16 protein-coding genes are annotated in these 13861 nt (G+C 72.0%); all 16 read right to left on the minus strand.

The window, feature by feature from the left end:
• Positions 1-2 precede the first annotated feature (2 nt).
• On the minus strand, positions 3-635 hold the full coding sequence (locus tag QSK39_RS15180; RefSeq protein ID WP_285478383.1) for a hypothetical protein: 633 nt from the start codon (positions 633-635) through the stop codon (positions 3-5).
• A gap of 17 nt (positions 636-652) precedes the next feature.
• Positions 653-1288 (minus strand): hypothetical protein, encoded by a 636-nt coding sequence (locus QSK39_RS15185; RefSeq protein WP_285478384.1) that lies wholly within the window; start codon positions 1286-1288, stop codon positions 653-655.
• 18 nt (positions 1289-1306) lie between these two features.
• Entirely contained in the window at positions 1307-1915 is a 609-nt protein-coding gene (locus QSK39_RS15190; protein ID WP_285478385.1) for a hypothetical protein, read from the minus strand.
• Positions 1908-5036, minus strand: a complete 3129-nt coding sequence (locus tag QSK39_RS15195) for a LamG domain-containing protein (RefSeq protein ID WP_285478386.1) — start codon at positions 5034-5036, stop codon at positions 1908-1910. The genes QSK39_RS15190 and QSK39_RS15195 overlap by 8 nt, the downstream gene beginning before the upstream one ends.
• Positions 5033-6343, minus strand: coding sequence for a baseplate J/gp47 family protein (locus QSK39_RS15200; protein ID WP_285478387.1), 1311 nt, complete (start codon positions 6341-6343; stop codon positions 5033-5035). The genes QSK39_RS15195 and QSK39_RS15200 overlap by 4 nt, the downstream gene beginning before the upstream one ends.
• Entirely contained in the window at positions 6340-6780 is a 441-nt protein-coding gene (locus QSK39_RS15205) for a GPW/gp25 family protein (RefSeq protein ID WP_285478388.1), read from the minus strand. Before QSK39_RS15205 ends, QSK39_RS15200 begins: the two co-directional genes overlap by 4 nt.
• Positions 6777-7106 (minus strand): hypothetical protein, encoded by a 330-nt coding sequence (locus tag QSK39_RS15210; protein WP_285478389.1) that lies wholly within the window; start codon positions 7104-7106, stop codon positions 6777-6779. The genes QSK39_RS15205 and QSK39_RS15210 overlap by 4 nt, the downstream gene beginning before the upstream one ends.
• Complete coding sequence (locus QSK39_RS15215; RefSeq protein ID WP_285478390.1) at positions 7106-8767, minus strand: hypothetical protein; 1662 nt, start codon at positions 8765-8767, stop codon at positions 7106-7108. Before QSK39_RS15215 ends, QSK39_RS15210 begins: the two co-directional genes overlap by 1 nt.
• A complete protein-coding gene (locus QSK39_RS15220) occupies positions 8764-9126 on the minus strand; it encodes a hypothetical protein (RefSeq protein ID WP_285478391.1) in 363 nt (120 codons plus the stop codon). The genes QSK39_RS15215 and QSK39_RS15220 overlap by 4 nt, the downstream gene beginning before the upstream one ends.
• Positions 9127-9139: 13 nt before the next feature.
• Positions 9140-9643, minus strand: coding sequence for a hypothetical protein (locus QSK39_RS15225; RefSeq protein WP_285478392.1), 504 nt, complete (start codon positions 9641-9643; stop codon positions 9140-9142).
• Positions 9644-9664: 21 nt separating this feature from the next.
• Entirely contained in the window at positions 9665-9931 is a 267-nt protein-coding gene (locus tag QSK39_RS15230) for a hypothetical protein (RefSeq protein WP_285478393.1), read from the minus strand.
• Positions 9932-9935: 4 nt separating this feature from the next.
• A complete protein-coding gene (locus tag QSK39_RS15235) occupies positions 9936-10328 on the minus strand; it encodes a hypothetical protein (RefSeq protein ID WP_284744930.1) in 393 nt (130 codons plus the stop codon).
• A 13-nt stretch (positions 10329-10341) separates the two neighbouring features.
• Positions 10342-11472 carry a hypothetical protein gene (locus QSK39_RS15240; RefSeq protein WP_285478394.1) on the minus strand — a complete coding sequence of 377 codons (1131 nt, stop codon included), beginning with the start codon at positions 11470-11472 and terminating at the stop codon, positions 10342-10344.
• An 11-nt stretch (positions 11473-11483) separates the two neighbouring features.
• On the minus strand, positions 11484-11627 hold the full coding sequence (locus QSK39_RS15245) for a hypothetical protein (RefSeq protein ID WP_285478395.1): 144 nt from the start codon (positions 11625-11627) through the stop codon (positions 11484-11486).
• Between the two features lie 9 nt (positions 11628-11636).
• A complete protein-coding gene (locus tag QSK39_RS15250) occupies positions 11637-12464 on the minus strand; it encodes a hypothetical protein (protein WP_285478396.1) in 828 nt (275 codons plus the stop codon).
• A 104-nt stretch (positions 12465-12568) separates the two neighbouring features.
• Entirely contained in the window at positions 12569-13786 is a 1218-nt protein-coding gene (locus QSK39_RS15255; RefSeq protein ID WP_285478397.1) for a cytochrome P450, read from the minus strand.
• Positions 13787-13861 lie beyond the last annotated feature (75 nt).

Genomic DNA, 13861 nt, shown 5'->3' on the forward strand with positions numbered 1-13861 from the left:
GCTCAAGCGACGGAGAAGCCGAGCTGGACGGCGGACAGGCTGGTGAGCTGCGGCGACGAGACCTGCGTCGCGTTCGCGAGGATGAAGTAGCGGAACAGGCTGAGGTCGACCAGGCCGAACCGGCTGTCGACGGTCGCCGTGACGTCGTAGGAGGCGGGCAGGGTCTGGGTGTCGCTGCGGATCTCGGCCAGCTTGTCCGGCACCGGGGTGGCGACGGTCAGCTGCGCCCGGCCGAGGGTCAGGATGAGCCGGGTTGTGCCGCCGCCGAACTGGCCGATCGCGCGGAACGATGTCAGCCGGACGTGGTCGGGCAGCGTCAGGCCCATCACCGCGGTGCCGCCGGCGGTCCCGGCCTGGGGGTGTCCCGCGCCGTTCGCGTCGCAGTTCCACCCGTCGCGCTGGGGCGTCGGCGGGAAGTCCAGTGGCACGGTGAGCACCTGAGGACCCGTGGCGCCACCGGCGGCGAGGTCGAGCGCGGCGTCGACCTGGAGGACCACCGTGGACAGCTGCCGGAGGTCGCTGGTGATCGTGCCGAACCGCACGTTGAACCCGTTGGTGCCGCCCGCGGAGATGCGGTCGACGTTGTCCACCCAGTCGGTGTGCTGGAACTTGGGGTCATACCGTGGATCGGTCATGACGTCCTTTCCGAAAGTCAGGCCGGCGGGGCGAAGCCGAGGTGGACGGCCTGGATCTGCAGCCTGCCACTGGCCGTGCACTGGTAGGAGACGCTCACGAAGTACCGGAAGGTGCTGAGATCGACCAGGGCGACGTCGTCGCTCACCGGCGATTGGAGGTCGAAGTCGCCGACCGTGGTGAGGGACACGCCGCCCAGCTTCGTCGCGGAAGCCGTGGCGCCGAGCAGGGGAATGCGCATCACGGAAATGGCCGCGGTGTTGGTCCCCGACGCGTCGATCCCGCCGACGACCCGCACCGTGCTCAGCCGGGCGCGGTCGGGCGGCACGAAGTTCGCGACACCGGCACACGCTCCGAGCTGGGCATTGCTCAACCCGCTCTGGAAGCCCGCGTTGGTGGTTTCGAAGCCCAAAGCGGGCGGGACGTCGCGCAGCTGGGGGGTGAAGGTGATCCGCGCCGGCGCGTCCGGTGCGGACGTGCGGACCGTGCGGATCGCCGTGGCGATCTCGGTGACCACAGTGGACGCTTCAAGCAGGTCGCGCTCGATGGCGTTGAACCGGATGTTGAAGCCGTTCGGCCCGCTCGCCTCGGCCCGGTCCACCTTGTCCACCCACTCGGTGTGGTGGAACACCGGGGTGTAGCTCACATCGGCCATGGTGGCTCTTCTTTCTGGTCAGCTGGTCGAGTAGACGATCTGGAAGGTCGAGATCGTCACGGCTGCGACGAAGTTGTTCTCGCACCGCGCGTCGATGAAGTAGCGGAACGAGGCGGTCGTGGTCAGCGCCTGTGCGGGATCGACGTCCACGGTCACGTCGTACTGGGCCCCGCTCGCCGTGACGGTGGCCATCGCCTGCGGGAAGCTCCCGACGCCGAACAGCGCGCGGGACAGCTTGATCGCCGCGGTGACGTTGTTGGTGGTCTGGCCGATCGCCCGGAACGTGAGCAGCCGGACCCCCTCGGGAAGGAGCAGGTCCATCACCCCGGTGCACAGGCCGGGCGAGCTCACGAGCGCCCCGGTGGTGGTGACCTGCCAGCCGTGGGTGGCGTTGCCCGGTCCGGCCAGCTGCTGCGGCGGCAGCCAGAGCTCGCGGCGCGTGGGCCGGTTTTCGATCTGGTCGAGTTTGGCGTCGACCTTGGCGACCACGGTCGAGAACTGGACGAGATCGCTTTCGATGGTGGAGAACCGGGCGTTGAAGCCGTTGGGGTCCTTGGCCCGGACCCGGTCTTTGCCGTCGACCCAGTCGACGTGCTGGAACTGCGGCGTGAAGCGGATGTCACCCACCGGCCGGCCTCCTCACCTGACGCGGCAGGACACCGCGAACGCGGAACTTCGGATACGTGTAGTCCGGGTTGACCTGCTGCAGGTCGCCTTTGAGCTCGACCACGTGCTCCCGGATGGCGCTCGTGCCGACCTCGACCCCGACCGGGTGCAGCACGTTGAGGACGTTCATGATCAGGTCGTGCTGGTCCCGGGTGAGGACGGTGGCCGGTGTGTCCAGCGGCGGCCGCAGCCGCACCTGGAACGTGTACGGGGTGGGCGAAGTCCCGATCTGGTAGCTCGCCTGCACCCAGGCGGCGCCGGCCGAGCCGGCGGTCACCCGGGTGGTGGGCTGGGTGTTGGAGCCGAGGGTGACGCTCGCCTGGTCGAAGGTGCCGGACGCCCAGCCCAGTCTCGGATCCAGCCCCGGCAGCGGCCCCGGCAACCCGGCCGCGGTGAGCGCACCCGGCGCCGGGGTGACCGTGAAGTCCACAGTGGACCCTTCGGTCAGCTCGACGACCCCGCGCTGCTCGGTCCCGGCCGGGCCGCGGACGGCGACGAGCTGGCCCGGAGGCTGCCTGAGGACGAGGTCCGCACCCAGGTGCTGGAGGTGGGCGAAACCGACCGCGAACGCCGCCCCGGCCAGCGCTCCCGGGGTGAGTGTCTTGTGGCGAAGGGCGAGCCGTCGCCCTTCCTTGGCCGACAGGTCCCCCTGGGCGTTGAACGCCGCGGTGACCACGAGCCCGTCGGCGACCTTGCGGCGGGCGAGCTCGGCCAGCAACGCGTCGAGCAGTTCCGCCACGGCGGGCTGCATCAGGTGGTTGTCGGCCGCCGTGCCGTAGTCGACGCGCGCATCGGCGTGCCTGGCCAGGAACGCCGGGTGGAAGAAGACACCGGGTACGTCCACGACGGTGGGCGGGGTGCCGGGCGTGCCGTCCCCGGAAAGGGTGGCACCGTCCGCGAGGTCGGTGATGCCGACGCGCAGTGGCCGGGTCGCCGAGACCGTGCGCCTGCCGCGGATCACGTCGGCCTTCACCACCAGCCGGCCGGCCGCGGTCGCGGTGAGCTTGGCGGTCAGCTGCGCGGTACTCGGTCCGGTGTCCGGGACGAGCGTGCCGTGTCCCGCACCGCCCGGCACGAGGAACCAGCGGACGAGGGCGTCCGGCGGCGGCGCGGGGGTCACCGACAGCGCCACGGTGCTCCCGACGTCCAGCGCGGTCGGGCCGGTGCTCGCCGGCGCCGGCACGATCCCGAAGTAGTCACCGGGCGCCGCGGCCGCGTAGACCTGGGCGTCGCCCGCGCCGGAGCGGAAGCGGACGAAGTCGAAGCCCGCGCGGTGGGCCAGCGCCGCCAGGCGGCCGGGGCCGATCGTGCTGTGTCCCACCAGGACGGCCCGGCCGGTGGCCCGCAGGTCGCGCGCGCCCGGATCGAACGCCGCGCCGACGAGCAGCCGCCCCGGCTCGCCGCCCACCAGCGCGACGAGCCGGTCCAGCCGGTCGGCCACCCCGAGCTGGACGAGGTGCGGATCGGCCGCGCGTTCGCCGGGTCGCGGCGGACGGTCGGCCGCGCGGCCGAAGTCCACGTTCGCGCGGTCGTACCGGAGCAGGAAGTCCGGGTCGAAGGCCTCCTCCTGGGCCGCGGTACCCACCGCGGCCGCTTCGTCGGCCCGGCGACGACCGGCCGAGTCGATGCTCTCGCCCGGCAGCAGCGCGACCGGCCGGATGTGGACCAGCCGGGTGCCCCGGACCAGCTGCGCGTTGGCGTCGTCCACGATCAGCGGGTCCGGCTGGCCGCCCACCGGGCCGACCACCTCGTTGAGGATCGACTGCAGCTTCGCCGGGGTCGGCAGGCTCCATCGCCGGAACGGCCGGAGCCGGCGCCGGTAGTGCTCGTCGTCCTCGCCGAGCACCGGTGCGAAACCCTTGCGGGCGACGGAGCTGATCCGGACTTCGTCCACCACACCGCGGAAGCCGCCCGCCGCGGCACCGATGCGCAGGGCGGCGGTGGTGACGATCGCGCCGAGCGTCGCGACCGGCTTGGCGGCCACCGCGACCCCGTCGAGCAGGAGCCGCACCTCGCCGGCGGCCCGGTCCAGCACCCCGGCGACGTGGGTGAACGCGTCGACCGGCAAAGCCGTGTCCGCGAACACCTCCACGGCCCGCGTGCCGTCGCTGAACGTCAGCCGCACGCTGCCGGCGACGCCTCTGCCGAACTCGCCGACCGCGAGCACCCAGCCCGCACCGGCCCCGCCGGGCAGCGGGTGCCTGCTGAGCACCGGGCCGTCCGCGCCGGGATCGGGACGCACGAAGCATTCCACCGTCGCGCCGGCCGCGGCCGCGATGTCGAACGCGGTCCCGGTGGCGACGTCGACCGATCCCCCGGCGGTGCGGAACCCGAACGCCTTGCCGTACCGCCCGGCCGCGCCCAGCTCGACGGCACCGACGACCGTGCCCGGATTCCCCGCGCGGCCCGGGAAGCCGGTGGTGGCGTCGGCCACCACCTTCGTCCCGGGTTCCTCGTCGAGGTGGTACAGCGCGACGGTGTCCGGGTCGAAGCCGGCCGGCAGGGGCGGGAAGCGCGGCACACCGAGGTCGAAGCCGATCAGGTCGAGGCTCAAGCCCACGGCGTCGCGCAGGTGCCGCTGAGCGGCCGTCCGCCCGGCGTGGCGGCGCAGCTGGTCGCGTTCGGCGCCGAGCACCCACAGCAGCTTGGCGATGGTGCCGAGCAGCGCGGTCAGCGTGAGGGACAGGTCCGGGCGGTTGTCCTTCGGCGCCGGCACCATCTTCACGGTGGTGATCCGGCCGGTCGCCGACACCGGCAGCGCGATCGGGAACGACGTGCCGGCCGGTGTGCCCGCCGGCAGCGGGACGGTCACGGTGTTCGTCGTGCCCTGGTCGGCGAAAGTCACCGTCACCGTCGCGCCGTCGTCGACGTCACGGGCGACGCCGAGCACGTACCGGGGTTCGGGCGCCCTGCCGAAGCGCGCGGAATGCTCGGCGAAGTCGTAACCGTCCACGGTGCCGTCGGTGCCCGTGAAGGACATCCGGAGCCGCAGGGTGTCCGCGCCCCGGTCGAACGGCACCGTCAGCCGGCCGGCCATCCGGGTCGCGGCGAGCACGGCGTCGCCGGTCAGGAGCGGGCTCATCCGGTCACCAGCGTCACCTCGAGTGCTTCACCGCTGGCCGCGAAGATGGCCAGTTCGGTCGGTCCCATCACCAGGTTCTCCCCCACCGCGGCCTCCGCCAGCACCTGCTGGAAACCGACGTCGCCGAACGTGATCCGCCCGAACGCGGCGGGCGAGCGGCGCAGGTGCAGGCCCTGGACGTCCAGCACTCCCGGCTGCTCGACGAAGGCCCGGACCACCTGCGAGTACCGGACGTCGCCGCCGAGCCGCAGGCCGCCGATGTCGCCGGCCAGCCGCTGCCGGACCGAGGCGAGCAGCGCGGCCCCGTCGGAACCGGGCTGCACCACCACCGTGGCGCGCAGGCCGACTTCGATGTGGTCGGCTTCCACGATGTTGGCGTGCACGCCGATCGGGCGGACCTGGTCGACGGCCGCGGTCACCCGCTCGAAAACGCCCTGCACCGGGCCGATCGTGCGCCACGGCGCGCGGAACTCGTGCGCCACCACGACGGTGAAGAAGTACGGCTCGCCGACGCGGCGTTCACTGCTGAACGCGCGCTGGTCGAAGGTGAACAGGTCGAAGTAGCTCTGCGAGACGTCCACGCCGCCCAGCGGGTCGGACAACACCACGTCGACGACCCCGCTGACCCGCAACGCCGCCTGCGCCACCGCCTCCGGGGTCCACAGGTTGCGGGGCAGCCCGAGCAGCCGTGCGCGGTACGGGCCGTCCGCCTCGAGTGCGGCACCACCGGTCGTCGGCCCGGGATTGGTCACCGTCAGCTTCGCGGTGCCGAAATCGGCCAGGAACGTCGCGCGGTAGGTCGGGTCGACGTCGACGATCTTGCCCGCGAGGACATCACCGAGGGGGCCGGGCTCGAACGCCACGACCGGGGCGGTGACCGGTGCTGTGTCGATGGTGACCGAGGCGGTCGTGCCGTACGCGCGCACCGGGTCCGTCCCGGTGACGACGATGGTGCCCTCGGGCAGCACGTACCGGCGGCCCGGCGCCGCATTCGCCAGGGTGAACCGCACGGTGCCGGTGCTGGCCAGCGATGCCCTGGGCACGCCGACGTCCTCGCCGAGCTGGGTGAGGTCGTCGCCGACCGCGGTGGACACGAAGTTCCCGTAGTACAGGTCCTCCAGCCGCTTCCACAGCTCGCCGTCCTCGGCCGCGGTGGTCTCCAGCAGCTTCCGCAGCACGCTCGTGCTGGTCAGGTCCGCGTCACCGAAGACGGCGTTCGCACGAGCCAGCGACTCGCTCAAAATCACGTCGACGGGCTTGACGACAAACCCGTCCGGGGTCACTCCGAAGTCGGCCACGGCCGTCATACCTCCACGTTCACCGGCAGGGTCAGCGCGGTGCCGTCCACCGTCACCAGGTCGACCTCGACCGTCCAATTGCGACGGTGGGTGGCTTCGCGGGCCGACGCCGCCAGCTCCGGGTGCGCGGCGAGCCGGTCGGGGTCGTCGTCGAAGACGACCTGCCGGACCTCCCGGACCCGCGGATCGCCGCTCAGCGTGCTGACCAGGTTGAGCTTGATGAGTTCCTTGACCATCCGGATGCCGCTCGGTTCCGCGAACACCTGGGCCAGGTCCAGGCCGTAACCGGTGTTGAAGCGGTCGGACCCGAACGGCGTCAGCACGCGCAGGGTCAGCGCTTGGACGAGGTTGGCGACGCCTTCGACCTCGCGCAGGCGGCGGCCGTCGAAGACCAGATCTCCGTCGTCGAGCAGCAGCCCGCGCCCGAACGGGCCTGCCGGCGTCATGTCGCCTCCAGCTTCGTCTGGCCGGCGGACGTGACGTGCCACGGCGTCGGCGGGGTTCCGTCGGTGGTGCCGAACGCGGTCGCCAGCGCCGCCTGCTCGTCGCGGATCCGCAGCGTGCCGGCCAGTCCGGCGTCGATGGACCCGACCTTGGTGCAGGGCTTGATCCCCGGCCCGGAGGCCGTGCAGGCGAAGGTCGCGCCGAGCAGGTCGGCGCCGACCAGCACCGCGGCGCCGTCCACGGTCACCAGGGCCGCGCCGGGGGTCGCCAGCATGGCGAACCCGTGCGGGCACACCAGTTTCGACGCTGCGGTCAGGACGGCCGGCATCACGACACCGCCACCGCGGCGCCGTCGAGCTTGAGGCTCACCGAACCGTTGGTCATGGTGATCGGCTTGCCGTCGGTGGTGACGGTGACCCCGCCGTCGGCGCCGACGGTGATCGTCGTGCCGCTGGCGTGCTCGATGGTGATCGTGTCGTCCTCCGGGGGCTCGGGGCGCTCGCCCACCTCGGGCAGCGCGCCCGCGCCGACCACGATGTGCAGGCCGGTCGCCTGGATCACCCGGCGGCCGCCGGCGTCGATGAGGTCGTTGGCGCCGCGGCCGGCGGGCAGCCCGTCTTCGTCGAGCCCGGTGGGCAGCGCCAGCCAGTAGTCGCCCGGCTGGTTGGCCGGGCGCCGCAGCGCGGGGTTGTCGGCCCACACGAACCCGGTCACCACGGCGTCGTTGACCAGCCCGCGGTTGTGCGCCAGCAGCGCGCGCATCTTCGGGTAGACCGGCGTCATCAACCCGGTCCGGTCGAAGGCGAACGGTGACGCGATCGGCTTGTCGTGCAGGCCCACGGTGGGGTCGATCGGGTCGGCGACGCTGGGCGAGTCCGACACGACGTTCTGTCCGTAGTGGAGGGTCGTGACGTGCCTCCCGTCGGCCACGTAGCCGGTGACCTCGCCCATGTCGACGGCCGGGTTGTCGCCCCTGGCCCGGTCGGTCACGTCGCGCAGCCGGTTCACCGCGCCCTGCACGCCGGTGGTGAGCTGGGCCCGCTGCCCGGCTTCGGCCGAGATGAGCGCGAGCTCGACGGTGTAGCCGCCGCCCGTGCTGAACTGGTGGATCGCCCTGCTGATGCGCAGCGTCCCCGCCGGGACCCCGGCCAGGCCGGTGACCTCGGCGACCTGGCCGACGCGCAGTCCCGGGTGCCCCAGCACGGTCAGGTTCATCGTGGTCCGCACCGGCGGGGCCGGTTCGGCGGCGGAATCCTCGCCGTCGGTGGTGTCCAGCGCGACGATGTTGGTGTCCGGGTCGAACGCCATCGGGGCGACGTCGTCGGCCGCGCCGACCGCCGCGCCGGTGAACACTTTCCCGTCCCGCACCACGAGCGCGACGTCGGCCCGGTCGGCCAGCCGCCGCAATGCGTCCAAAATGGACCCGGCGCGGGTGGTGAAGCCGGTCAGCTCGCCGGGCAGCGTGGAGCCCTTGGCGAGTTCCACCTGCGGGGACCGCAGCAGCTCGCCGGCGAAGTCCTGGGCGGGGGTCCGGTCGGGCACGCTGATCGCGGCCAGCTTCGTGCGCAGCAGGTAGCCCGCCTCCTCCTGCCCGTAGAGCGTCGTGCGGGCCAGCCCGTCCTGGCCGACGAAGCCGGTCACGCGGGTGATCCGCCCGGACAGCACGAGGCCGCCGTCGCCGGTGCGCGTGACCGGTTCGTCGAAGTAGCCCAGGTGCACCGAGACGCTCAACGGGGCGTTGGCCCGCACGGCCCGGATCAGCTCGGTTGTCCTGGTCGGCAGGTTGATCAGGGTGATCTCGAAGGTGTCCGCCGACGCGCCCTCGGTCATCACGACCTTGATGTCGGCGTCGAGCACCACGGACCCGGCGAGGACGTCGTTGGAGACGGTGATCGGCAGCCCGAGGCCGGTGACCGACGCCGCCACGTCCGCGAGGCCGGCCGACGCCGCTTGACCGATCTCGACCTTGTACCAGATGACGAAGCTCATCGCAGGGCCACCCCGCCGACCACTTCGGACCCGAACGAGCCGAAACCGTTGAGGTTGCGCAGATCCAGCCGCATCGTGCGGAAGACCAGCGCCAGCTCGGCCGCGTGGTACTCCACGTCCGGCACCAGCTTGCGGCGCAGCAGCGGCACCAGCCCGGCCGGCTCTTCCCTGCCCACTTCCACCACGAGGAACGCCCCCTTGACCGGCAACTCCAGCTGCCCGGCGCCGCCGACCAGCTCTTCCGCCACGTTCGCGTGCAACCGGAACCGGTACGAACGACCGGCCACGGCGAGCCGGAACGCCTGAGGGAATCCCTCCGCCGGGTCGATCGGCAGCCGCCGGAAACTCAACGCCGTCATTCCTGCCTTTCCGTCAGATGAAGGAGCCCAGTGAGCGGGCGATCGGGTTGGCCGCCGGCCCGGACGGCACGGCGGCGGTGGCGGCGGCCAGGCTGAGATCCGCCACCTCGCCGAGCACCGCGCTCAGGCTCGAGCGAGGTACCTGCTGCAGGGTGATCGACACGTCGAGCGCCTCGCGCTTGGCCACGCTCTGGGTGAAGCGCAGGTCGGTGATCTGCATGTCCAGGCTGATCGTGAGACCGGAGACGACCGGGATCCCCGACGCGGCGAGCGTCGGCGCCACCGCGGCGACGAGCAGCCGCGAGACCAGCGCCAGCGCCTCCAGCTCCTTCTTCTGCGTCAGCCGCTGCGGGCCGAGCAGCACCGCTTCGAGCACGATCGTCTTGTTCGTCGGCTGGGTGGCCTGCGAGAACCGGCTGCCCATGATGCGCTCGATCCGGTACCCCTCGGTCACGGTCATGCTCTGCACGTACCGCAGCTGGACCGGCCCGACGAGCACGGGCACGTTCGTCGCCATCACGTTCCTCCCCCGAAGCGGCTACAGCCGCGTCGCCAGTTCCCGGTCCAGCTCGCCGAAGACGTACTCGGCGACCCTGCGGACCTCGTCGTCCGGCAACGTCCCGACGACCTCGACCCGGACCGGGAAGTAGTAGTTGACGACCGCGTCGTGCTCCGGTCCCGGTGAGATGAGCGCTTCGCTGCCCGGCTGGGGCACGATGTACTCGCCCTCGTGCACGAGGGCGATCCCGGTGCGGTCCACCCGCCCGCCCGCGGCGAAGCCGGGCACCTCGAACTCGTCGTCCACGGTGCTACGCCTCGATGCCGACGGAGAGCGACATGCAGGTGAAGCTCGCCTGGGGCACCCCGTCGACCACGACGTTGCTCGGGTTCGCCGAGGTGGCGACGCACCGCGCGAACTTCATGGCGTTGAAGGCCCAGTCCGTGCCCTTCTTCTCGGCCACCACGATCTGGAACTCGGTGCCGTCGACGGCGAGCTTCGTCAGGTCGGCGACCGCGGCGGCCACCGCGGGCACGCCCATCGTGAAGGTGAAGGTGAAGGGCTGGCGCACGAAGCCGACGTTGTCGGCCTCGATGCTGTGCAGCACGGTGTGCGGCACGTTGAAGGTCGGCGTGAACGTCGAGATCGGAGTGATCGTGGCGTCCCCGAGCCGGACTTCGAGCCGCGTGTTCCAGTCGGCCATCGGCTAACCTCTCCTACTCGAATTTCAGCGTGATGGAGATCCGGTGCATGGCGCCGGCGTAGCGCACCGCGGCCAGCACCTGGACCAGACGCTGGACATTGGCGGTGTGAATCCGGTTGAGCTCGTCCGCGGTCAGCGTCGCCGGATCCTTGTCCAGCAGGACGAGCAGCGGGACGATCAGCTCGAAACCGTCGAGCACCTCGGCGCTCACCAGCGGGCCGAGCACCGCTTCCATCTGCGCCACCAGCGCGCGCAGGCCGGACCGGCTGATCCGCAGGTTGCCGATGCTCTTGATCAGCTGCGCCTTCAGCCGGAAGGACACGTCGTCGACCGTGCGGACGATGTCGATGAACTTCTTGCCCGCCGGGTCACCGGTGTAGCCCTCACCCAGGAACACGCCTTGCCCGGGGATCAGCGACGGTGACGTGAGCCAGTTGATGCCCTGCCCGCCCGGGCCACCGGCGTCGAGGTTCTCCGAGCCGTTGATCAGGTCGATCTGGGCCGCGGTGAAAGGGGCGTTGTTGACCCGGACCGGTTTGAGCAGCAGGGAAACGTGCGGCTCGTAGCCGGCGATGGCCCCGGTGACCGCGGCGGCCACGTCCTGGTCGCTCTGGTGCGCGACGTAGACCATGCGCTCGTTCGCGAGCGCTTTCGGGACGTCGGCGACGGTGGTCGAGCCCTTGGTGAGCATGGCCACCCCCATCCGCTCCTGGCCGTCGCCACCGGTGGTGGACACCGACACGACGTGGTCGACCAGCAGCGCCAGCGGGCCGCCCGCGGTGGTCGCGGCCGCGGTGACCGGGGTGTTGGCGAGCATCACGAGCTGGACGTTCAGCGCGGCGACGGCCCGCAGCGCGGCGGCGAAGTCGGGCGTCGCGGAGTTCACCGCGACGCCGTACACCAGCGTCGGCCCCGGTGTCTGGCCGAACGCGAGCGCGATCGCCTCGCCCAGTTCGCCGGGTGCGCGGCGGCGTGCTTCGCTGGGGTCGGTGAACGCGACCGGCACCCCGGCCACGAGCGGGTCGGGCGGTGGATTGGTTGCCGGCAGGGTGAACCGGCCCACGATCGCGACGTCGCCGAACGCGCGCACGGCCGGTGCGAACAGGTTGACCTGTGGTTTGACACGGATGTACCGGACGGTCATCGGCCCCTCCTTCAGTGGTATTTGCGAACGAGCCGGGCGCGCAGGAGCTCGAGCGCCTCGGGGTCGAGCTCCGCGGTTTCCGGGCGTTCCTCGGTGGGAGCGGTGGTGGGCGGCTCGGGATCTTCGCGCCGCTCGCGGTCCGGTTTGGTCGGCATCGGGGTTCCTCACTCCGCGGTCAGGACCAGGCTGGCTACGCCTTGGGCGGCGTAGACCTGTTCCACATCAGTGGCTTCGAGCCCGGCGGCGCCGAGCGCGGCGGCGGACAGGATCACCGCCGTCGCGTAGGCGGCGATGGGCTCGGCCGGGATTTGCGCCGGGGTCGGACCGGTCAGGTCCTTCGCGGCGTCCTGGACCAGGCGCACCGCGCGCAGCCCGTCGGCCAGGCTGAACGGGTCCGCCACCACCGCCGCCAGGGTGACCGGCAGGGTGTGCGTACTGGCCGGATCGGCCGGGTCGAACGGCCCCGGTTCGCGGAGCCGGATCTCGGTCACGACGTAGTCGAAGGCTTCTCGCAGCTCCTCCACCGTGGTGATGTGGTGGCGGGCCATGAACTCGTCCAGGTCGATGAAGGCGAACCGCGCGCGGAACTCGTCGAGCGTGCGGAACGTGGCGAAACCCTTGGCCAGCACCGCTTCGGCACCACCGGGATCGACTTCGGCGGCCACGGTCACCGTCAGGTGGGCGAGCAGGTCGACCCAGACCGGGTTCGCCGGTGCGGGCACGTCCAAGGTCAGGTCGGTGCGGCTGAAGGTGGGGACGGTCTGCGACCAGCCTCCGGTCCGGCGGCCCACCGGGAACAGCGGGTGCTCGAGTTCGACCGACTCCGCCGTGACCCCGCGCACCTGGTCGATCCGGGCCGCCGACAGGTCGTAGCTCGCACCCAGCATCGTCCGGATGCCGGCTGCGGTGGTGTCGGCGGGTGGGAGCAGCGCCGCGGCGAGCCTGGTCGCGTCGCTCAGTTCGAGCAGCACCCGGTCCCTGAACGAAGCCATCCCACCCGCCCTGCCACCCCGGTTTCGCCGACCGCGTCACCCTGACAGGGGCCGTCGACAATCCGTCGACAGTCCGCCGACAGGCGTTGCGGGGGCGAGCAGCGTCAGCGGGTGAGTGGCAGGGCTGCCATCCCGCGCAAGGCCGGGTTCGGGCGTCGCCGCACCTCGCCCGCGATCCGCAATCCCGGGAAGCGCTTACCCAGCTGTTCGAGCAGCACGGTCATCTCCAGCCGGGCCACTGCCGCGCCGAGGCACAGGTGCAGGCCGTGCCCGAAGAACAAGCCCCGGCCGGCGCTGCGGGTGATGTCGAACCGGTCCGGGTCCGCGAAGCGCGCCGGGTCCCGGTTCGCCGCTCCGATGAGCACCACCACCAAGTCGCCGGCCGCGATTTCCACCCCGTCGACAACCGCCGGCCGGACGGCCGCGCGCTGGCTCATCTGGGCGGCTCCGTCCCACCGCAGCATTTCCTCGGCCGCCCCGGCCGCGAGACCGGGATCCCCTGCGAGCAGGGCGAACTGCTCCGGCCGGGTCACCAGGGCGTGGATCCCGAGCCCCAGTGCACCAGCGGTGGTTTCGTAGCCGCCGCCGAACAACACGAGCAGCGAGTTGAGCACGTCCTCGGCGGACATCAGCTCCGCGTCCGGGGTGGGCCGGGCCAGCAGCGCGGACGTGAGGTCGTCCCGCGGTTCCGCGCGCCGCCGCGCGATCAGGTCGACGAAGTAGGCGCGGAACTCGACGGCGGCCGCGTCGACCTCCGCGCGCAGGTCCGCCGACATCGCCGGATCGACCTGCTTGCCGATCAGGTCGGTGACGCGGCGGAGCCGGTCGTGGTCGGCGTCGGGCACGCCGACGAGGTCGCCGATCACCGCCATCCCGAGCGGGTAGAGCACCGTGCCGACGAAGTCCGCCGCGGTCCCGTCCGCCGTGGCGTCGGCGAAGTCGTCCAAGACTCGGTCGACGGCCCGGCGGACCGCGGGCTCCAGCGCCTGGACGCGCCGGACGGTGAAGTCCCGCATGAGCAAGCGGCGCTCGCGCGTGTGTTCCGGCGGGTTCTTCCACGGCAGGAGATCGGCCAGCAGCACCATCGCCGGGTTGTCGCGCCAGCCCGGCCGGTGCCGGTCGCGCCACTGCGCGTCCAGCACCAGGAACGTCTCGCCGTCGGCGAGCACCTGCTGGCAGTCGGCGAACCGGCTGAGCACCCAGCCCTCGAAGGCCGCGCTGCGGAAGATCGGCGTTTCTTCGCGCAGCTTCGCGTAAACCGGGTACGGGTCGGCGAGGCCGGCGGGCGTGGACAGGGACAGCAGGGCATCGTCGGCGGACATGGTGCTCCCCTCGGGTGGCGAACCGGTGCCCGCAGTCTTCTCCCGGCTCCCGCGCCGGGGCAGGGCCCGGCCGCG

It is taken from the genome of Amycolatopsis sp. NBRC 101858, assembly GCF_030269325.1.
Lineage (GTDB): Bacteria > Actinomycetota > Actinomycetes > Mycobacteriales > Pseudonocardiaceae > Amycolatopsis > Amycolatopsis ponsaeliensis.

Coding starts and splice junctions, on each gene's coding strand:
- QSK39_RS15180 (WP_285478383.1), bottom strand. CDS start 635: ATGACCGATCCACGGTATGACCCCAAGTTCCAGCACACCGACTGGGTG.
- QSK39_RS15185 (WP_285478384.1), bottom strand. CDS start 1,288: ATGGCCGATGTGAGCTACACCCCGGTGTTCCACCACACCGAGTGGGTG.
- QSK39_RS15195 (WP_285478386.1), bottom strand. CDS start 5,036: ATGAGCCCGCTCCTGACCGGCGACGCCGTGCTCGCCGCGACCCGGATG.
- QSK39_RS15200 (WP_285478387.1), bottom strand. CDS start 6,343: ATGACGGCCGTGGCCGACTTCGGAGTGACCCCGGACGGGTTTGTCGTC.
- QSK39_RS15205 (WP_285478388.1), bottom strand. CDS start 6,780: ATGACGCCGGCAGGCCCGTTCGGGCGCGGGCTGCTGCTCGACGACGGA.
- QSK39_RS15210 (WP_285478389.1), bottom strand. CDS start 7,106: ATGCCGGCCGTCCTGACCGCAGCGTCGAAACTGGTGTGCCCGCACGGG.
- QSK39_RS15215 (WP_285478390.1), bottom strand. CDS start 8,767: ATGAGCTTCGTCATCTGGTACAAGGTCGAGATCGGTCAAGCGGCGTCG.
- QSK39_RS15220 (WP_285478391.1), bottom strand. CDS start 9,126: ATGACGGCGTTGAGTTTCCGGCGGCTGCCGATCGACCCGGCGGAGGGA.
- QSK39_RS15225 (WP_285478392.1), bottom strand. CDS start 9,643: ATGGCGACGAACGTGCCCGTGCTCGTCGGGCCGGTCCAGCTGCGGTAC.
- QSK39_RS15235 (WP_284744930.1), bottom strand. CDS start 10,328: ATGGCCGACTGGAACACGCGGCTCGAAGTCCGGCTCGGGGACGCCACG.
- QSK39_RS15240 (WP_285478394.1), bottom strand. CDS start 11,472: ATGACCGTCCGGTACATCCGTGTCAAACCACAGGTCAACCTGTTCGCA.
- QSK39_RS15245 (WP_285478395.1), bottom strand. CDS start 11,627: ATGCCGACCAAACCGGACCGCGAGCGGCGCGAAGATCCCGAGCCGCCC.
- QSK39_RS15250 (WP_285478396.1), bottom strand. CDS start 12,464: ATGGCTTCGTTCAGGGACCGGGTGCTGCTCGAACTGAGCGACGCGACC.
- QSK39_RS15255 (WP_285478397.1), bottom strand. CDS start 13,786: ATGTCCGCCGACGATGCCCTGCTGTCCCTGTCCACGCCCGCCGGCCTC.